The sequence below is a fragment of the Bordetella ansorpii genome, assembly GCF_900078705.1.
GTDB classification, from domain to species: domain Bacteria; phylum Pseudomonadota; class Gammaproteobacteria; order Burkholderiales; family Burkholderiaceae_B; genus Bordetella; species Bordetella ansorpii_A.
This window is the reverse complement of the sequence record NZ_FKIF01000010.1, coordinates 40,791-58,634: the sequence shown is the minus strand read 5'-3', so window position 1 is coordinate 58,634 and position 17,844 is coordinate 40,791. Positions and strand designations below refer to the sequence as shown.

The 17,844-nt window shown below is 67.8% G+C and carries 17 protein-coding genes; 7 read left to right on the top strand and 10 right to left on the bottom strand.

Features of this window, described 5'->3' with window-relative positions; all coding sequences use genetic code 11:
* Position 1 precedes the first annotated feature (1 nt).
* On the bottom strand, positions 2–271 hold the full coding sequence (locus A6745_RS24770) for an exodeoxyribonuclease VII small subunit (RefSeq protein ID WP_066133391.1): 270 nt from the start codon (positions 269–271) through the stop codon (positions 2–4).
* 141 nt (positions 272–412) lie between these two features.
* Positions 413–1,246 carry an IclR family transcriptional regulator gene (locus A6745_RS24765; protein ID WP_066133388.1) on the bottom strand — a complete coding sequence of 278 codons (834 nt, stop codon included), beginning with the start codon at positions 1,244–1,246 and terminating at the stop codon, positions 413–415.
* A gap of 102 nt (positions 1,247–1,348) precedes the next feature.
* Here A6745_RS24765 and A6745_RS24760 point away from each other — a divergent pair, with 102 nt between their 5' ends.
* The 4 genes from A6745_RS24760 (at position 1,349) to A6745_RS24745 (ending at position 5,710) form a co-directional block, all read left to right on the top strand.
* On the top strand, positions 1,349–2,320 hold the full coding sequence (locus A6745_RS24760) for a Bug family tripartite tricarboxylate transporter substrate binding protein (protein WP_066133385.1): 972 nt from the start codon (positions 1,349–1,351) through the stop codon (positions 2,318–2,320).
* 184 nt (positions 2,321–2,504) lie between these two features.
* Positions 2,505–3,515 carry an acyltransferase gene (locus A6745_RS24755; RefSeq protein ID WP_066133380.1) on the top strand — a complete coding sequence of 337 codons (1,011 nt, stop codon included), beginning with the start codon at positions 2,505–2,507 and terminating at the stop codon, positions 3,513–3,515.
* 257 nt (positions 3,516–3,772) lie between these two features.
* Positions 3,773–4,927, top strand: coding sequence for an aromatic ring-hydroxylating oxygenase subunit alpha (locus tag A6745_RS24750; RefSeq protein WP_066133379.1), 1,155 nt, complete (start codon positions 3,773–3,775; stop codon positions 4,925–4,927).
* Between the two features lie 417 nt (positions 4,928–5,344).
* Positions 5,345–5,710, top strand: a complete 366-nt coding sequence (locus tag A6745_RS24745) for a bleomycin resistance protein (RefSeq protein ID WP_066133373.1) — start codon at positions 5,345–5,347, stop codon at positions 5,708–5,710.
* Positions 5,711–6,054: 344 nt separating this feature from the next.
* Here the strand turns inward: A6745_RS24745 and A6745_RS24740 are convergent, their stop codons facing one another.
* From A6745_RS24740 to A6745_RS24720, 5 genes are all read right to left on the bottom strand, one after another.
* Entirely contained in the window at positions 6,055–7,182 is a 1,128-nt protein-coding gene (locus A6745_RS24740; RefSeq protein WP_066133368.1) for a TIGR03364 family FAD-dependent oxidoreductase, read from the bottom strand.
* The gene (locus A6745_RS24735) at positions 7,179–8,201 is read right to left on the bottom strand and encodes a putative 2-aminoethylphosphonate ABC transporter substrate-binding protein (RefSeq protein WP_066133365.1); all 1,023 of its coding nucleotides are present in this window, start codon (positions 8,199–8,201) and stop codon (positions 7,179–7,181) included. Before A6745_RS24735 ends, A6745_RS24740 begins: the two co-directional genes overlap by 4 nt.
* Before the next feature lie 131 nt (positions 8,202–8,332).
* Entirely contained in the window at positions 8,333–9,163 is an 831-nt protein-coding gene (gene phnX, locus A6745_RS24730; protein WP_066133362.1) for a phosphonoacetaldehyde hydrolase, read from the bottom strand.
* 13 nt (positions 9,164–9,176) lie between these two features.
* Positions 9,177–10,919 carry a putative 2-aminoethylphosphonate ABC transporter permease subunit gene (locus A6745_RS24725; protein WP_156513576.1) on the bottom strand — a complete coding sequence of 581 codons (1,743 nt, stop codon included), beginning with the start codon at positions 10,917–10,919 and terminating at the stop codon, positions 9,177–9,179.
* Between the two features lie 40 nt (positions 10,920–10,959).
* Entirely contained in the window at positions 10,960–12,036 is a 1,077-nt protein-coding gene (locus A6745_RS24720; RefSeq protein ID WP_066133356.1) for a putative 2-aminoethylphosphonate ABC transporter ATP-binding protein, read from the bottom strand.
* A gap of 151 nt (positions 12,037–12,187) precedes the next feature.
* On the opposite strand from A6745_RS24720, the gene A6745_RS24715 reads away from it, so the two are divergent.
* Together A6745_RS24715 and A6745_RS24710 are read left to right on the top strand one after the other, a co-directional pair.
* Complete coding sequence (locus A6745_RS24715) at positions 12,188–13,063, top strand: LysR family transcriptional regulator (protein ID WP_066133353.1); 876 nt, start codon at positions 12,188–12,190, stop codon at positions 13,061–13,063.
* Positions 13,064–13,074: 11 nt separating this feature from the next.
* Positions 13,075–13,638: a phosphonate degradation HD-domain oxygenase gene (locus A6745_RS24710; RefSeq protein WP_066133350.1), complete on the top strand. Its 564-nt coding sequence runs from the start codon at positions 13,075–13,077 to the stop codon at positions 13,636–13,638.
* A gap of 96 nt (positions 13,639–13,734) precedes the next feature.
* On the opposite strand, the gene A6745_RS24705 is transcribed toward A6745_RS24710, so the two are convergent.
* Both A6745_RS24705 and A6745_RS24700 read right to left on the bottom strand, forming a co-directional pair.
* Positions 13,735–14,598: a sulfurtransferase gene (locus A6745_RS24705; protein WP_066133347.1), complete on the bottom strand. Its 864-nt coding sequence runs from the start codon at positions 14,596–14,598 to the stop codon at positions 13,735–13,737.
* Positions 14,599–14,799: 201 nt separating this feature from the next.
* A complete protein-coding gene (locus A6745_RS24700; protein WP_066133344.1) occupies positions 14,800–15,675 on the bottom strand; it encodes a DMT family transporter in 876 nt (291 codons plus the stop codon).
* Between the two features lie 154 nt (positions 15,676–15,829).
* Between A6745_RS24700 and htpX the strand changes: the two genes are divergently transcribed.
* Complete coding sequence (gene htpX, locus A6745_RS24695; protein ID WP_066133339.1) at positions 15,830–16,711, top strand: protease HtpX; 882 nt, start codon at positions 15,830–15,832, stop codon at positions 16,709–16,711.
* Between the two features lie 142 nt (positions 16,712–16,853).
* Here htpX and A6745_RS24690 read toward each other — a convergent pair whose 3' ends face one another.
* Complete coding sequence (locus A6745_RS24690) at positions 16,854–17,843, bottom strand: quinone oxidoreductase family protein (RefSeq protein ID WP_066133337.1); 990 nt, start codon at positions 17,841–17,843, stop codon at positions 16,854–16,856.
* Between the last annotated feature and the right edge of the window lies 1 nt (position 17,844).

Below are 17,844 nucleotides of genomic sequence, written 5' to 3'. Positions count from 1 at the left end.
TTCATTCGTCGTCGAGCGCGGCCGGGTCCAGCGGGCGCAACAGGTCGCCTTCCAGCACCTTGACCTGTTGTTCGGCCTGCGTCAGGCGTTCCTGGCACACGCGCGTCAGTTCGACGCCGCGGCGATAGGCAGCCAGGGATTGTTCGAGCGGCAGGGTGCCGTCCTCCATGGCGGCCACCAGCGATTCGAGTTCGGCCAGCGCCGTCTCGAAATCCTGCGGCAGGGGCCGGTCGTTCGGGGTCTGAGGATCGGCTTGCTTCGTCGGGGCCAAGCGGGTCTCCGGGCGCAACAAAAAAAATAGGGAGGGCAATCCCGGGATTGTACGGGATCGCGGCCCACGGAAAGCGGCCACGCCCGCCCGCCTCGCGCAGACCACGCATTGGCCCGCGCACGGCGCCTGGCGCCGCGGGGTTCAGCGCACGGCGCCAGGGGCGGACAACTGCGCCACCGCCGCGCGCAGCATCGCCGCGACGCGCCCGCGCAAATCGGCTTCGGGCAACAGGTGCTCGGGGCCGCCGCAACTGAGCACGAAACGGCCCTCGCCGGTGATCGAGGTGAACGGCACGGCCACGGCGTTGATGCCCTCTTGCCACTCGCCGATGGCGTAGCAACAGCCGCCTTGCCGCAATTCGTCGGCCGCGCGTTCGATCACGTCCGCCGCGGGCGCCGCGCCGCCCAATCGGGCCAGCAGCGCATCGCATTGTGCGCGCGGCAGACCCGCCAGGCAGGCGCGGCCCATGGCGGTATCGAGGCTGGCGCGATAGCCCACGGGCAGCCGCAGGTACAGCGCGGACGACCCGTGCACCGCCTCCAGGTAGACCATGGCGTCGCCATCCAACGCCCCCAGCGCGACGGCGCCGCCGGTGGCCTGCGCCAGCGCCGTCATCGCGCTTCTGGCCAATTCGCGCACCTCCAGCCCGGCCAGCAGGCCAAAACCCAGCGCGAGCACACCGTAACCGGGCGAATACTTGCCCGTGTCGCCGTGATAGCGCAGGTAGCCCAGTTCCGTCAGCGTGTACGTCAGGCGGCTGACCGTGGCCTTGGGCAGCCCGGTCAGCCGTGCCAGATCCTGGTTGCCCAGCGCGGGCGTATTCGGCTGAAAACAACGGAGCAAGGCCAATCCGCGCGCCAGGGCGGTGATGAATTCGGGACGGGCCGGGGCGTCCCCGGCTGCCCCGGTCCGCTTGCGCCGTGCCGGGCCGCTGGCCCCGGGGTTGGGGTTTTCCCCATTCAAAAAGGATTGCATGACGTCCGCAAGATTTTTATAGTTTGTTTCGAATGACAAAATTAAATTCCACAATACGGAATTTATTCCACATCAGCGTCACGCGCAATACAAGGGACTCACATGCTTCGCAACGGATTCAAACTGCTTGCCGCCGCCCTGCTGTCGTCGGCCATCGCCGCCACCGCCGCCGCCGCCGGCTACCCGGAACGCCCCATCTCGGTGGTGACGCCGTTTCCCGCGGGCGGGGCCACCGACGTGCTGACCCGCATCCTGGCCGAACGCATGGGCAAGGAACTGAACCAGTCGATGATCGTGGAGAACAAGGCCGGCGCCGGCACCAACATCGGCGCCGCCTACGTCTCGCGCGCCAATCCGGACGGCTACACCATCCTGATGGCAACCAACTCGACGCTGGTCACCAACCGGTTCCTGTACAAAGAGCTGCCCTACGACCCGGACGGGTTCGCACCGATCGGCATGGTGGGCATCGGCCCGCTGGTGCTGCTGGCCAGCCCCAAGGCGCCGTTCAAGAACACCCAGGACCTGGTGGCCTACGCCAAGAAGAATCCGGGCAAGCTGACCATGGCCAGCTTCGGCCCGGGCACCTCGTCCCACCTGGCCGGTGAACTGTTCAAGGAGCAGGCGGGCATCGACATGCTGCACGTGCCGTTCAAGGGCGCCACGCAGGCGCTTCCCGCGCTGATCAGCGGCGACGTGGACGTCTTCTTCGACATGGTGGCCACCGGCATGCCGCAGGCGGACGCCGGCAAGGTGAACGTGTTCGGCATCTCCAGCCCGACGCGACTGCCCACGCTGCCGAACCTGGCCACGCTGGCCGAGGAAGGCTATCCCAAGTTCGACATGACGGCCTGGTTCAGCTTCGTCGCGCCCAAGGGCACGCCGGCCGACGCCGTGGCGCGCCTGCAGCAGGCCCTCCAGGCCGCGCTGAAGGACGAAACCGTGCGCAAGAAGATGCTGGACATGGGCATCAATCCGCGCAACGGGACCGCCGAAGAGCTGACTGCCCAGATCAAGAACGAGCAGCCGGTGGTCGGCCAACTGGTCAAGCAGGCCAACATCCAGGTGCAGTAGGCGCCGGCACGGTAACAATCCGTGCACCCCATGCGCCCCCAGAGCGGGGCGCGCCGGCCGTCCGGGCTTTGGCCCGGGCGGCTAACAGCTCGAAACAGCCGGCCCGCAACGGGCGCTGCTAAGGTGAAGCCGGCCCGCATGGGAACCGGCGTCCGGTTCGCGCGGCAGCCGCGATCCCGAGCACATGTCCGACCTCACCGACCGCTACGCAAGACTGGACGCCGCCCGCTGGGTGGCGGCGCTGGCCGTCGTGCTGCTGCACAGCGCCGCGCAGACCGTGTCCGACGCGGCCACCTACGGCAGCAACGCCTGGCTGGCCGCGAACCTGTACGACTCAGCGGCGCGCTGGTGCGTGCCGGTGTTCGTGATGGTCAGCGGCGCGCTGCTGCTCGATCCCGCCCGCAACCAGGACATCCGCGGCTTCTACAGCCGCCGCGTGGCGCGCATCCTGGCGCCGCTGGCGTTCTGGTCGCTGTTCTACCTGGCCTGGCGCACCACCCTGGACTGGTGGGACGACGGCCGGCTGGATTTCTCGTTCTGGCCTCGCAAGGTGGCCGAGGGCGCCCCTTATTACCACCTGTGGTACCTGTACATGATCGTGGGCCTGTACCTGTTCGCGCCGCTGGTCCGCATCCTGTATGCGCGCAGCAGCGCGCAAGGCCGCCGCTTGTGGGTGGTCGGTATCCTGGGGGTTGCGGTGCTGGACGCGCTGTACCGCCAGGCGCTGGACATCAGCAGCGGTTTCTTCCTGACCTGGTGCCTGCCCTACCTGGGCTATTTCGTGGCGGGCCGCATGATCTTCGATGGCGAGCTGCGCCTGCCCCGGCCTGGCCTGCTGGCGCTGGGCTGCATCGCGGTCACGGCCGCCGGCGTGCACGTGCTGTCCCGCACGGGCTCGCTGAACCTGTATTTCTACGATTACTTCAGCCTGACCGTCCCCCTGATGTCGCTGGCGGCCTTCCAGTGGATCGTGGACTCGCCGCGCATCCCCGCCCTGCCCTGGTTGGCGCCGCTGACCTTCGGCGTGTACCTGATCCACCCCGTGCTCCTGGACCTGGCCCATCGCGCCGGGTTGTACACGGGCGGCGCCGCGCAGGCCTGGCAGTTGCCGGTGATCGCCGCGGGGGTATTCGCGCTGTCGGCGGCCATCAGCTGGTTGCTGCGCAAACACGCGGTGACACGGTCGCTGGTTTGAAAAATCCCTGAAGTTTCATGACACTGTCATAAAATAGGTGCGGGCATATACCCCCCGATTCGGGTACAATCTACGGTTTGGTATCGGCCAGTCCGATTTTTCTTCGCGCCAGGTAAGCAGCACGGCACGGGCGAAGCGAGACATATCTACCAAGATTCCTCCCGCTTATCCACGGCACCCACGTAACCATTCTTGCGTGGCCGGGACCCTTACGCCGCGTCGCGAGACCTGGCTTTTTGATCCGAGCGGAGGGAATCATGACCGACGTTGGTCGGATGGCACATGTCGTGCCAGCTCGCACCCAGCTTCCCGTCAATGCCTATTTTGACGAAGCCCGTTTGGCGCGCGAGCGAGAGCTCATCTTCAAGCAGTCTGCCTTGTATGTCGGTCACGAGAAACTCGTGCCCGAAGTGGGCGACTATCGAACCCTGGTCCAGGAGAATGGAGGCCGCGCGCTGGTTCGCAACCAGCAAGGCGTGGAACTCATCTCAAATGTCTGCCGTCACCGCCAGGCATTGATGCTTGGCGGCGCCGCTGGCAATGTCAGCGGCAACGTGAACACGCACGGCAGCCTGAAGGGCACGGGCGGCAATATCGTGTGCCCGCTGCACCGCTGGACCTACAACGATCGCGGCGAACTGCTGGGCGCGCCCCAGTTCGAGGCCACGCCCTGCATGAACCTGCAGCGCTTTCGCCTGCGCGATTGCCATGGCCTGCTGTTCGAAGGCCCGCGCGACCCGGCCTCCGACCTGGCGCCGCTGTTCGCGCGGCCCGAGTTCGACTTCGGCGACTACGTGCTCGACCACGTTGAAGTGCACCAGTGCAACTACAACTGGAAGACGTTCATCGAGGTGTACCTCGAGGATTATCACGTGGGCCCCTTCCACCCGGGCCTGGGCCGCTTCGTCACCTGCGATGACCTGAGCTGGGAGTTCTCCGAGCAGTACAGCATGCAGCGCGTGGGCGTGCACCAGGCGCTGGCGCAGCCGGGCTCGGACGTGTATCGCCAATGGCACGACCGCCTGCTGGATTTCCGCGCGGGCCGCGCGCCCGATTTCGGCGCGGTGTGGGTCACGTATTTCCCGACCCACATGATCGAGCTGTATCCGCACGTGCTGGTGCTGTCGACGCTCTACCCCAAGAGCCCGCAGGAAACCATCAACGTGGTCGAGTTCTACTACCCCGAGGAAATCGTCGCTTTCGAGCGCGAGTTCGTCGAGGCGCAGCGGGCCGCGTACATGGAAACGGCGATCGAGGACGACGAGATCGCGGAACGCATGGACGCGGGACGCCGCGCGCTGATGGAGCGCGGCACGACCGAGGCGGGGCCTTACCAGTCGCCGATGGAAGACGGCATGCAACACTTCCACGAGTGGTATCGGAAGGTGATGGGGGAGGAAGAAGGGGCTTGATCTGCTTCTCTATTCGGGAAGATTGAGGGTTCTTTCTTTTCGGCGATGTGATCTTGGTTGTTGAAAGGTCGTGTCGTTCTTGAGGCGTCATTGTCCATGGGCCGTGCCCGCGCCGGCCAAGCCGGTCGGCTCGGGCGCGCCACCAGGCGCCCTCGGCCCCGCTACGCGGGGCTCCCCTCCCTCCAATTGGCCGTCACGGGCACGGCCCATGGCCAAGGACTCACTGCATCAGCAGGGGCGGGGCCGATTCAACATTCTTCATGTCCGGCGCAATGTCGATGGCAGCATCAGAGGCTTGCTGGGACCGAGGCTGTGCGCGGCTTCCTCCCACCATTTGGGGAGCGGTTCATCCGCCTCGCTTGCGCATCGGGGAAGCCGGGAAAGTACTATCGCTCCATGATGACTTCAGGAGCGATGATGACCCGCACCGCATTCGGCAAAGCCATTCCCGTCCTGGCGTCTCTGGACATGAGGCGGACGCTGTCGTTCTACGAATCCATCCTTGGCTTCGAGACGCGCCACTTTGAAAATGACTCGTATGGCATCGCGGTTCGCGGCGATACCGAACTGCATTTCTGGGCGTGCGACGACAGGAAAATTGCCGAGAACACGTCCTGCTATCTGCGCGTTCCCGATATCCATGCCGTGCATCGCGAACTGAGCGCGAAGCTCCCCAAGCTTGGGAGCGTGGTGCAAACGGCCTGGGGCATGGACGAGCTGTACGTCATCGACCCCGATGGCAATCTGATCAAGTTCGGACAGGAAAGGCTGGCTGCCGAATAACGGCATCGCCCTTCTCTATTGACGAAGCACGTCCGTCAGATAAACATCGCTGCTCGACCAGGCAATGATTACGACGCGACGGCTTGTCGATGTTGCAGCCGCAGGCCGTCATGCGGGGCCGTGCCGGCCAATTGGAGGAGGGGCAGTCTCGCGCAGCGAGACCGAGGGCCTGATGGCGCGCCCAAGCCCGACGACTTGGCCGGCGCGGCCCCGCATGACGGCCTGCGGCGGTCCAAGAACACCAAAAACCTCCGCATCAAAAAACAGAAACGCCCGAGAAAATCAGAGACATCACAAACGTGATATTCCAATCACCTCGGGCATCACAAGATGGCAGAAAACCGTCAACCAAGCACTGCGGCCACCGCGTTCTCGCCGATCGCCAGTCCCACCGTCATGCCGACCCCCGAGTGCATCACCGCCACCGTCGTCTGCGCATCCGCTTGAAGCACCGAGAATGGCGCCGGGCCATGCGCCCCATACACCCCTTGCCAGCGCTCGACCACCTTCAACCGGCAGGCCAGGGTCTGCTCGGCCAGGTCCAGCATCATGTTGTCGATGTCTTCCGCGTTGAACGGCGACGCGTCCACGCCATACGCGTGCGAATCGCCGATGATCAGTTCGCCGTACGGCGTGGGGCTGATCAGCAGGTGGATGCCGTTGTCCAGCAGCTCCGGATGCCGCTCCCGCAGCGTCGCGTGCAGCACCTGCGCCGACGGCAGGTCCGACCAGGCGCCGTAGTGCACGCATGACAGGCCCGTCAGCAGCGGACGGTCCAGGCCGAAGGCGTGCGTCTCGAACTGCACGCGCAGCATCTGCAGGCGCGAGACCTCCAGGTGCAGCGGCGCGAACAGCTCGGGATACAGCGTCAGGTAGTCGTGGCCCGGGCACACGAAGACGTGCCGCGCGCGCAACGTGCCCGCCGAGGTATGAACCTCGCCGCCCGCCGCCGCGCGCGCCAGCGTGGCGGTTTCGAAATGCACGCCCATGTCGTTGGCCAGGTGGGCCGTGATCGCGGGCAGCGCTTCGCGCGAATAGACCTGCAGGTCGTCCAGACCGCGCAGCGCGGCGCGGTGGTGACCCAGGCGGCCGCCGAACAGGCCGGCCAACTCCCGGCCCGTCAGCATCTCGGCGCGATAGCCTTCGGCGTCCAGGCGCGTGGCCATGAACTCCTGCAGCACGTCCTCTTCCTGCGCCGTGCGCGCCACCACCAGGCTGCCGTTGGCGCGCACGTGGAAACCGGCCTTGCCAGCCAGTTGCAGCCACAGTTCGCGCGCCTGCCGGGCGTGCCGGGCCATCAGGCCAGGCGCCTGGCCCGTGACCAGCACCTGGCCGAAATTGCGCACGGTGGCGCCATGCGCCTGGCGGCTGCGCTCGACCACGGCCACCGACAGGCCGCGGCGCGCCGCGGCCCAGGCGTGGGCGATGCCGAGGATGCCGGCACCGACCACCACTACGTCATACGTCTTCATTTTTTCTTGGGCTCGGACTTGCCGTCGTAGCGCTTCGTCCACTCGGCCAGGATCTTGTCGCGGTTGGTGGCGGCCCACACGAAGTCGTTCTTGATCATGCGGTTGCCCAGGTCCTTCGGCAGGTTCGGGTTCGACGTGGCCACCGACGGGATCGCCAGCACGGCGAAGTTGGCCTTGTACAACTCGTTGGCCTCGCGGCTGGCGGAGAAGTCGGCCAGCTTCTTGGCGGCGTCCAGGTTCTTCGTGCCCTTCATGATGGCGGTGGCTTCGACTTCCCAGCCCAGGCCTTCGGACGGGAACACGGGCTCGATCGGCGCGCCGTCGGCCTTCAGCTTGGCCGCGCGGTAGTCGAACGACACGCCGATGGGAAACTCGCCCGCGGCCGCCATGTTGCAGGGCTTGGAACCCGAGTGCGTGTAGCTGCCGATGTTCTTGTGCAAGGCGTCCATGAAGGCCCAGCCCTTGTCTTCACCGAAGATCTGCAGCCAGGCGCTGACGTCCAGGAACCCCGTGCCCGACGACGCCGGGTTCGGCATGACGATCTTGCCGGCGTACACCGGCTTGGTCAGGTCCTGCCACGAGGTGGGCATGGGCAGGTTCTGCTTCTTGGCTTCGATGGTGTTCACGCACACGGCCGCGGCGAAGGCATCCATGCCGACCCACGACGGCGTGGCGGCGGCATCGCGCATCTTGGCGTCGATCTGGTCCAGGCCCTTGGGGGCATAGGGCTCCAGCATGCCCTCCTTGGCCATCAGGCCCAGCGAGGTGCCGGCCAGGCCCCAGACGACGTCGGCCTTGGGATTGTTCTTCTCGGCCAGCAGCTTGGCCGTGACGATGCCGGTGGAGTCGCGCACCCACTGGATCTTGATGCCGGGGTTGGCCTTCTCGAAGGCGGCCTGGTAGGCCTTGATCTGGTCGGCTTCCAGGGCGGTGTAGACGGTCAGCGTCGTCTCGGCGGCGGCGGCGCTGCTGAGGCCGGCCAGCGCCAGGGCGGCCAGGGTAAGGGCGTATCGCTTCATGGGGTAACTCCTGCGAGGGGGTTGTTGTAGGTGTGGCGAAGGATCGGGCCGCCGCGCCATCGGCTTTCCGCCCCTGCGTGGCGAGCAGGCCACGCAGGGGCATCGGCCATACGGCAGCCCCCGTACGAAAATCAGCAGTGCTGCGGCCGGTCGCCGGCCGCCAGGCGTGCGGCGATCTGCGCCAGCACGTCGGGCAGGTCCCTGATGGTGTCGATCAGGTAATGCGGCGCGGCGGTGTCCAGTTCGGCGCGGGCGCGCTCGCGCGCGGCCTGGCGGCCGGCCTCGTCCAGCGCCTCGTATTCCTCCAGGGACAGTCCGGCGGCATTGCCCGACAGCAGCAGCCCCACCGTCCACATGCCGGCGCGGCGGCCTTCCTCGATGCCGGGCGCGGTGTCGTCGACCTTCACGCAGCCAGCCACGTCGGCCAGGCCCATCAGCACGACGTTGCGCAGCGCCATGCCGGGCGCGGGCCGCGCGCGCGGCACGTCGTCGCTGGCCACCACGCAGTCGGGCCGGATGCCCGCGGGCTCGGCGCCCTCGCGCACGTGGCGCATGACGACATCCGGATAGCCCGAGCACGAGCCCAGCTTCAGGCCCTGCGCGCGCAGCGTGCGCAGCACGTCCGCCGCGCCGGGAATGGGCGCCGAATACTGCGCCACCTTGGCCACCTGCATGGGCAGGAAACGCTCGTAGATGGCGGTGACGTCGTCATCGGTGGGCATGCGGCCGAAGCGTTCGCGGTACTGGCCGGCGATGCCCGGGTCGTTGCACAGCGTGCGGATGTGGTCCCACTTGCCCATGCCCATCGGGCCGCGCGCCTGCCGCAGGGTGACGGTCATGCCGAACTCGGCGAAGGCGTCGACGAACACGCGCGTGGGCGCGAAGGAACCGAAGTCCACCAGGGTGCCGGCCCAATCGAAGATCACCGCCTCCAGGCGGACGGGCAGTTGCGTTTGGATCATGTCAAAAAGCCTTTCAGGAAAGAGCCGGACGGCGCCACGCCTGGCTGCGCGCCACCAGCGCGCGGCTGGCCATGTGCAGCAGCAGGGCGGCCACGGCCGACGTGGCCATGATCACCGTGCACATCGCCGCGGCCGGTCCGATGAAACCCGCGTCGTCCATGTTCAGCACGGCCACCGAGGCCAGCACGGTTTGCGGGCTGTAGAGAAACACCACGGCCGACACGGTGGTCATGGCCGAGAGGAAGAGATAGCGGGCGGTGTCGATCACCGCGGGCAGGCACATCGGCAAGGTGACGCGCAGGAAGGTGACGGGCGCCGGCACCTTCAGGGACGCCGATGCCGCCTCGAATTCGGGATCCAGCGCGTTCAGCGCGGTGGTCGCCGTCAGGTGCGCGCTGGTGTAGAAGTGCACGACGGAGCACGCCACCAGCAGCGCCATCGTGCCGTACAGCGGCGCCAGCGGATTGGCCGGATGGTTGAAGAAAAAGATGTAGCCCAGGCCCAGCACCAGGCCGGGGACGGCCATCGGCGTCAGCGCCAGGGCGCGGGTCGCGCCACGCAGGGCCTGCGCCGGCCGGCGGCGCGCGGGCAGCTTCTCCAGCAGCCACGCCCCCGTGAACACCAGCGCGGTGCCCAGCACGGCCGTCCAGCCCGCCATCTGGACGCTGTTGCGCCAGGCCAGCCAGCCTCCGCCGTCCATGTTGTCGAAGTCGTACGAGCGCAGTCCCAGCGACAGGTTGTACGGCCACATCTTCACGAACGAGGCCCAGACCGCCACGCCGACAATGCCGACGATGGCCAGCGCCAGCACGGCCAGCAGCGCAAGGAAGCCCGCGTCGCGGCCGCGGTGGAGGCCGGGAGCATAAGGCTGGGCGCGGCCGCTGAGCGCGGCGCCGGCGCGCGTGCGCAGGTGGCGGTCGCACAGGAAGGTCAGCGCGGCCGGCACCAGCAGCAGGATGCCGATGGCCGCCCCCTTGGCGAAGTTCTGCTGCCCCACCACCGCCTTGTAGGCCTCCATGGCCAGCACGTTGTAGTCGCCGCCCACCACCTTGGGCACGCCGAAGTCGGTGACGGTCAGCGTGAATACCAGGCAGCAGGCCGAGAACACGGCGTAGCGCGTGCCGGGCAGGGTCACCGTCCAGAAGGTGCGCAGCGGACCCGCGCCCATGGCGCGCGCCGCGTCGTACAGCCGGCCATCGGCCAGGCTCAGGCCCGTCAGCAGGATCATCAGCGCATGCGGGAAGGTGTAGAACGCCTCGCCCACCACGATGCCCCAGAAGCCATAGATGGTCTGTCCGCCCGCCAGCGCCTTCAGCAAGCCCTGGTTGCCCAGCAGGTAGATCAGGGCAATGCCCGGCAGCAACGACGGCGCGAGCAGCGGCAACAAGGCGGCCAGCCGCAATATGCCCTTGCCCGGGATGCGGGTGCGCGCCAGGCCGTAGGCGAAGGCATAGGCGCACGGCACCACCAGCAGCACGGTGGTGGCGCCCACCATCAGGCTGCGGCCGACCATGCCCAGGAAGGCGGCGTCGGCGACGATGTCCACGATCACGGCCGCGCCCGCTTCGCCGCCGAAGGCGCGCAGCAGGATGGCGACCAGCGGCAGGGCCAGGAACAGCGCCAGCAGCAGCGCGTAGACCGACTGCCCGGCGGGCGCCCCCAGGCGCGAGGCCCAAGCCGGCAGCGGACGGCGGGCGGGAACGGCCCCGCCCTGCTGCGCCAGGACAACAGGCGCCGACGGCGCGGCGCCCGCCATCAGGGGCGGCATGGGCGTGACCTGCGCGGCGGGGTGGGAATCAAGCATAGGCACGGAGCGCATCCTGCGGCAGTTCCACCCAGCAACGGCCGGCGGCATGGGCGTCCAGCAGGGCGTCCCCGGTTTCGCTGGAGACGATGGACTGCAGCGTGGTGCCCGGCATGCCCTCGGGCCGCAGGGACATGCGATAGCCACGGCCCAGGAACACCCCGTCCAGCACCTCGGCCAGCAGCGCATTGGGCGCGCCGTCGGGCCTGGCCGCCGTCACGCGCACGGCTTCCGGACGCAGGAACAGGCGGCCCGCGGCATCGGCCAGGGGCCGATCCACGGCCAATACGTGGCGGCCCACGCGGGCGCGATGCGCCTCGACGCGTTCGTAGGGCAGCCAGTTGGCCTCGCCCACGAAATCGGCGATGAAGGCCGAGGCCGGCGTGCGGTAGAGGTCGCGCGGCGAGCCCACCTGCTCGATCACGCCGGCGTTCATGACGGCGATGCGGTCGGCCATCACCATCGCCTCTTCCTGGTCGTGCGTGACCATCAGCGTGGTGATCGACAGGCGGCGCTGCAGCGCGCGCAGTTCGGTGCGCAGGTGATCCCGCACGCGCGCGTCCAGCGCCGACATGGGTTCGTCCAGCAGCAGCAGGGAGGGCGACGGCGCCAGGGCGCGCGCCAGCGCCACGCGCTGCTGCTGGCCGCCCGAGATCTGGCCCGGATACTTGCCGGCGATGCCGGCCAGGCCGACCATTTCCAGCATCTCCTCGACGCGGGCGGCGACCCGCGCGCGCTGGCCCAGCCGGCCGCTCAGCCCATAGGCCACGTTCTGCGCGACGGTCAGGTTGGGAAACAGCGCATAGGACTGGAACAGGATGCCGTAGTCGCGCGCCTGCGGCGGCGCCTGCGAGATGTCGCGCCCGCTGAGCACGATGGCGCCGCTGTCCTGCTGCTCCAGCCCGGCGATGGCGCGCAGCAGCGTGGTCTTGCCACAGCCCGACGGCCCCAGCAGGCAGACCAGCTCACCCGCCTGGATATCCAGCGATACGTCGGACAGCGCGCGGTGCGCGCCGAAATGCTTGACGAGATTGCGCACCGAAAGGAACGCCTGCTCGGGAAGTGCCATGACGTCTCCTTGGGGCCTGGACAAGTACCCAAGCAGTATCGGAGGCGCGCATGCACCATTTATTACACATATCAAAAATGCAGTAATGAAAACATCAAGGAATTTTGGTGAACTGGCCGGTCCTTGATTTTTTGCGAAGGCTTCGCGCGCCGTGCTGGTCGCTGAACTGAAATCCTTCTATGCCGTGGCGCGCTGCGGCACCGTCACCAAGGCCGCCGCCCAGCTGGGCGTCAGCCAACCCACCGTTACCGCCCAGTTGCGCCAGTTGGAGTCGCGCTATGGCGTGGAACTGTTCCACCGCCAGGGGCGCGGCCTGCACCTGTCCGAGGCCGGCCGCCGGCTGATGCCGCAGGTGGAAAAGCTGGTGCAACAGGAAACCGAGATCGAATTCCGCCTGCGCGACGCCAGCGACCTGCGCGAGGGCCTGCTGCGTATCGGCGCCACCGGCCCTTTCTACATCATGGAGACCGTGCAGCGCTACAACCAGCGCTATCCGGGCGTGGATCTGGTGCTGACCATCGGCAATTCGCAGTCCATGTTGCAGGCGCTCCATGACTACCGTATTGAAGTCGCCACCTCGTCGTACCTGATGCAGGACGCCCATCTTTACCACCGCCAGATTGCCAGCGATCCGCTGCGCATCGTCGTGCACCGCACCCATCCGCTGGCTGGCCGCAAAGAGGCCCGGTTGCAGGACGTCGCGCAATATACATTGCTGTTACGGGAACCTGGCTCCATGACCCGCCAACTAACCGAACAGGCGTTGCGGGAAGCGGGGGTCGCCCCCAAGCGGGTGCTGGAGATCGGCAGCCGCGAATCCATCCGGCAGGCCGTCCTGGTCAACCTCGGGATCAGCCTGATTCCGAGCCGCGAGATTCCCGCGCATACTGAGTTGGCCACGCTGGCCGTGGCAGGCGCTGAAATCCTGATGCACGAATATCTCTATTGCCTGCGCGAGCGGCAGCCCGCGCAGTTGATCGCCCGCTTCCTGGAAATGGCTCCCGCCGCCACGGGAAGCACGGGCTGAAAGGAGTGATCATGGCCCTGAGCCTGAGCGACATCGAAAGGGTTTTCCTCGAGCGCGGCCACCGCGCCTACGACGGCGAGCCGGTCAGCCACCTGACACACGCCCTGCAGACGGCCACGCTGGCCGAGCAGAACGGCGCCACGCCCGAATTGGTGGCGGCCTGTCTGCTGCACGACCTGGGCCACTTGCTGGCGGATCACCCCGACACCCCGACCCTGGCCGGCATCGACGACAAGCACCAATATTTCGTGCTGCCATTCCTGCGCGGGCTGTTCGGCAGCGGCGTGCTGGAGCCGATCCGCCTGCACGTCGAGGCCAAGCGCTATCTCAGTTTCGTCGAACCCGGGTATCTGCAGTTGCTGTCGGAGGATTCGCGCCGCAGCCTGGCGCTGCAGGGCGGCAGCTTCGATGCCGTGCAGGCCACCGATTTCGCCGCCCTGCCCGGCGCGCCGGACGCGATCCGGCTGCGCCGCTGGGACGACATGGCGAAATCGCCGGCCATGCCGACGGGGTCGCTGGATTATTTCCTGGGCGTGGCGGAAGGCATCTCGCGCGTGGCGGTGGCTCACCGGTAGCACGGCGGCACGACGCCGCCACGGCAGGCCGCGCCGGTCATCGATGCCCGCTCGGGCGGCGCCCGAACCCGCGCGGCTCGCTGGATCGGGCCGGGCTCAGCCCTTGGCCACCGGCCGGCTGGGATCGGCCACCCATTCGCTCCACGAACCCGGATACAGCCGCGAGCCGCCCAGCCCGGCCATCTCCATGGCCAGCAGATTGTGGCAGGCGGAAATGCCCGACCCACATTGGTGCACGATGGATTCCGGCGCGCGGCCCGCCAGCAGCGTGTCGAACTCGGCGCGCAGTTGCGCCGGCGCCTTAAAGCGGCCGTCGGCTTCCAGGTTCTCGCTGTTCGGACGGTTCAAAGCCCCCGGGATGTGGCCGGCCACCGGATCGATGGGCTCGGTCTCGCCGCGATAGCGGTTGGCCGCGCGCGCATCGATCAGCGAGAAATCGGGTTTGTCGAGATTGGCCAGCACGGCCTGTACGTCCACGGTACCGGCCAGTGGCTTGCCAGCCTTGGCATCCGGCAACGGCGCCAGCGGCGCGGCGGGGCCCGCCTGCACCGGCAGGCCGGCCGCGTTCCAGGCCTGCCAGCCGCCATCCAGCACCACCACCCGATCGTGTCCGATCCAGCGCAGCATCCACCACAGGTGCGCGGCGAACGTGCCGCCGCTGGCGTCGTACGCCACCACCAGCGTCTCGGGCCGCACGCCGTGCGCGGCCATCAGGCCGGCGAAGCGGTCGCGTTCGGGCAAGGGATGACGGCCGTTGGCGCCGGTCTTGGGCGCGCACAGCTCGGTTTCATGGTCCAGGAAACGCGCGCCGGGCACGTGGCCCGGCTCGAAGGCGCGGCGGCCGGCGGTGGCGTCCATCAGGTCGTGGCGCACGTCGAAGACGCGCAGCGCGCCGGATTCGACGTCGCCGGCGTCGATACGCGCGGCCAGGTCAGTCACCGAGATCAAAGGGGTCGTCATGGGAAGTACTCCGAGGAAGGACTGCCGGAAGCCTGGCGATCAGGCTGGTTCATGTCAGCAGTGTATCCATATCCCGGCGAGAATCGCCCTTGGGCGAACCGTGCGATGGATGCGCAGCCGCGCAGGCTGCGTTACAGGTGGGCCCCGCCCTCGGCACCGCAAGGCCCGGGGCGCGCGGCAGGGCCGGCCGCGCCCGCCACGCTACTTGGCCTTGGGCTTGGCGGGTGCCGCCGCCGGCTCGCGCATCGTGCGCCACACCGACAGCAGTCCCGCGCAGATGATCATGCCCATGCCGGCCCATGCAAACCCGTCCAGCGCATCGCCCCAGAACCCCATGCCGATCAGCGCGGCGAAGATGATGGTGGTGTATTGCAGCGCCGCCGTCAGCAGCGCCGAGCCGTGGCCGAAGGCGCGCGTGAGCGCCAACTGGCCGAACATGCCGGCCGTTCCCACGCCCACCAGCGACAGATAGCCCCGCCAGTCGGCGTCGCCCCAGCCGCCGACGAACAGTCCGACCATGCTGCTGACGCACACGCCCACCGAGAAGAACAGCACCGTGCGCCATTCGGGTTCGCCGATGCGGCCCAGTTGGCGGATCTGCATCATGGCCACGGCCGACATGGCGCCAGCCACCAGGCCGGCCGCCGCGGCCATCCATTGATCCTCGCCGATGCTGGGCCGCAGCACCGCGATGACGCCGAAAAAGCCGATGGCCACGGCCATGATGCGCACGGGATCGCGTTGCGCGCCGCCCCAGCCCAGCATGTAGCACGCGATGAACAGCGGCGCGGTGTAGTTCAGGCTGGTGGCGGTGGCCAGCGGCAGGTGCGAGACGGCATAGAAACCCATCCACATCGACGTGACGCCGGCCAGGTTGCGCCACAGGTGCAGGCGCCAGCTGGTGGGGATGATGGACTGGCGGGCGGCACGGGCCCACAGCAACAGCAGCACCACCGACGGCAGGCCGCGAAAGAGGATCACCTGCGGCAGCGTCGCGCCATGATCGACGCCCAGCTTCACGAAGGACCCCATGACGGCGAACATCGCGGACGCCAACAACATCCAAAGAGCCTGCATGGGGCCAACCGCCAGGGAATATTGAAATAAGGGAAAGCGATACTATACTCCCCCTCGAAAGGCGGGCCCGTCCGCCGCCCGGGTTCCGCGGGGAACCCGGCGCCGGACGGGCCGTCCAACCTGGTCACTCCGCTCGCAGAGGAATACAAGAAACATGAAGCGCATTTTTCTGTTCATCATCACCAACCTCGCGGTCATGGTCGTGCTGTCGGCCACGCTGCGCATCCTGGGGGTGGACCGCTACATCACCGCCCAGGGCCTGAACGTCCAGGCACTGCTGATCTTCTCGGTGGTGGTCGGTTTCACGGGCGCGATCATCTCGCTGCTGATCAGCAAGCCCATGGCCAAATGGAGCACCGGCGCGCGGGTCATCGACCCCAGCGCCCCCGCCAGCCACCGCGAAGCCTGGCTGGTGGAAACCGTGCACCAGTTGGCAGACCGCGCCGGCATCGGCCGTCCCGAGGTCGCGATCTATGAAGGCGAGCCCAACGCGTTCGCCACCGGCGCCTTCAAGAACGACTCGCTGGTCGCCGTGTCCACGGGCCTGCTGGAAAGCATGACCGAAGAGGAAGTGGCCGCGGTGCTGGGCCACGAGGTCGCGCACATCGCCAACGGCGACATGATCACGCTCACGCTGATCCAGGGCGTGGTCAACACGTTCGTGGTGTTCCTGGCGCGCGTGGTGGGTTACTTCATCGACAAGGCCGTGTTCAAGAACGAGCGCGGCGTGGGCATCGGCTACTACGTCACGGTGCTGGTCTGTGAAATCATCTTCGGCATCCTGGCTTCGGTCATCGTGGCCTGGTTCTCGCGCCAGCGCGAATACCGCGCCGATGCCGGCTCGGCCCACCTGATGGGCTCGCGCGAGCCGATGATCCGCGCCCTGGCCCGCCTGGGCGGCCTGGAGCCGGGCGACCTGCCCAAGTCGTTCCAGGCGTCGGGCATCACCGCCAAGGGTGGGATCGCCGCGCTGTTCGCCTCGCACCCGCCCATCCAGAACCGCATCGCGGCGCTGCAACAGAACCGCGTGGGCTGATCCCCCTGCGCGTGTTGGCGGCCAGAGTGGCGGCCGTCGCCGCCCGCAAGAAAACCGGGCCGGACTGCACCTTGCAGTCCGGCCCGATTGTTTTGTGCCCCGCGCCCGGCGGCGGCCGCCGCCGGACGGCGATGCACCGGGATCAACCCAGCGTCAGCACCGTGGCGCCGGTGGTCTTGCGGCTTTCCAGCGCGGCCTGCGCTTCGCCAGCCTGCTCCAGCGTGTAGCGCTGGTCGATGCGGACCTTGATCTTCTTCCTGGTCACCAGGCCGAACATCTCGTCCGCGGCGGCCTTGAGCTTTTCCGGCGTATTGACGTGCAGGCCCAGCGAGGGGCGCGTCAGGTACAGGCAGCCCTTCTGGTTCAGTTGGCCCACGTTCACGCCCGTGACCGGACCCGAGGCATTGCCGAAGCTGACCATCAGGCCGCGCGGCTCCAGGCAGTCCAGCGAGGTTTCCCAGGTGTCCTTGCCCACGCCGTCGTACACCACCGGCACTTTCTTGCCCTTGGTCAGTTCCAGCACGCGCTCGGCGACGTTCTCGCGCGAGTAGTCGATGGTTTCCCAGGCGCCGTTGGCGCGCGCCAGCGCGGCCTTCTCGGGGCTGGAGACGGTGCCGATCAGCTTCACGCCCAGCGCCTTGGCCCATTGGCAGGCGATCAGGCCCACGCCGCCGGCGGCCGCATGGAACAGAATGGTCTCGCCGCCTTGCAGGCGATAGGTCTGGCGGAACAGGTACTGCACCGTCAGGCCCTTGAGCATCAGCGCGGCGGCGTCGTCGAACTCGACGCCGCGCGGCAGCTTGACGACCTGCGCGGCCGGCACGTTGCGGGCTTCGGCATAGGCGCCCAGCGGGCTCTGGCCGTAGGCCACGCGATCGCCGACCTTCAGGTGGGCGACGTCGGCACCGGCGGCCTCGACCACGCCGGCGGCCTCGAAACCCAGGCCATGCGGCAGCGGATGCGGATACAGGCCGGTGCGGTAGTAGATGTCGATGAAGTTCAGGCCGACGGCATGCTGGCGGATGGTGACTTCATTGGGCGCGGGCGCGGGCACCTCGACCTCGGCGACCTTCAGGACTTCCGGTCCGCCATGCTGTTCGATTCGGACTGCCTTGACGAGCTTGCTGGCCATG

Bases quoted from the DNA above. Each gene is read 5' to 3' on its own strand.
- phnX (WP_066133362.1), bottom strand. From the start codon at position 9,163: ATGATCCAAACGCAACTGCCCGTCCGCCTGGAGGCGGTGATCTTCGAT.
- A6745_RS24765 (WP_066133388.1), bottom strand. From the start codon at position 1,246: ATGCAATCCTTTTTGAATGGGGAAAACCCCAACCCCGGGGCCAGCGGC.
- A6745_RS24725 (WP_156513576.1), bottom strand. From the start codon at position 10,919: ATGGCGGGCGCCGCGCCGTCGGCGCCTGTTGTCCTGGCGCAGCAGGGC.
- A6745_RS24745 (WP_066133373.1), top strand. From the start codon at position 5,345: ATGACCCGCACCGCATTCGGCAAAGCCATTCCCGTCCTGGCGTCTCTG.
- A6745_RS24720 (WP_066133356.1), bottom strand. From the start codon at position 12,036: ATGGCACTTCCCGAGCAGGCGTTCCTTTCGGTGCGCAATCTCGTCAAG.
- A6745_RS24705 (WP_066133347.1), bottom strand. From the start codon at position 14,598: ATGACGACCCCTTTGATCTCGGTGACTGACCTGGCCGCGCGTATCGAC.
- A6745_RS24755 (WP_066133380.1), top strand. From the start codon at position 2,505: ATGTCCGACCTCACCGACCGCTACGCAAGACTGGACGCCGCCCGCTGG.
- A6745_RS24690 (WP_066133337.1), bottom strand. From the start codon at position 17,843: ATGGCCAGCAAGCTCGTCAAGGCAGTCCGAATCGAACAGCATGGCGGA.
- A6745_RS24735 (WP_066133365.1), bottom strand. From the start codon at position 8,201: ATGAAGCGATACGCCCTTACCCTGGCCGCCCTGGCGCTGGCCGGCCTC.
- htpX (WP_066133339.1), top strand. From the start codon at position 15,830: ATGAAGCGCATTTTTCTGTTCATCATCACCAACCTCGCGGTCATGGTC.
- A6745_RS24710 (WP_066133350.1), top strand. From the start codon at position 13,075: ATGGCCCTGAGCCTGAGCGACATCGAAAGGGTTTTCCTCGAGCGCGGC.
- A6745_RS24750 (WP_066133379.1), top strand. From the start codon at position 3,773: ATGACCGACGTTGGTCGGATGGCACATGTCGTGCCAGCTCGCACCCAG.
- A6745_RS24740 (WP_066133368.1), bottom strand. From the start codon at position 7,182: ATGAAGACGTATGACGTAGTGGTGGTCGGTGCCGGCATCCTCGGCATC.
- A6745_RS24760 (WP_066133385.1), top strand. From the start codon at position 1,349: ATGCTTCGCAACGGATTCAAACTGCTTGCCGCCGCCCTGCTGTCGTCG.
- A6745_RS24700 (WP_066133344.1), bottom strand. From the start codon at position 15,675: ATGCAGGCTCTTTGGATGTTGTTGGCGTCCGCGATGTTCGCCGTCATG.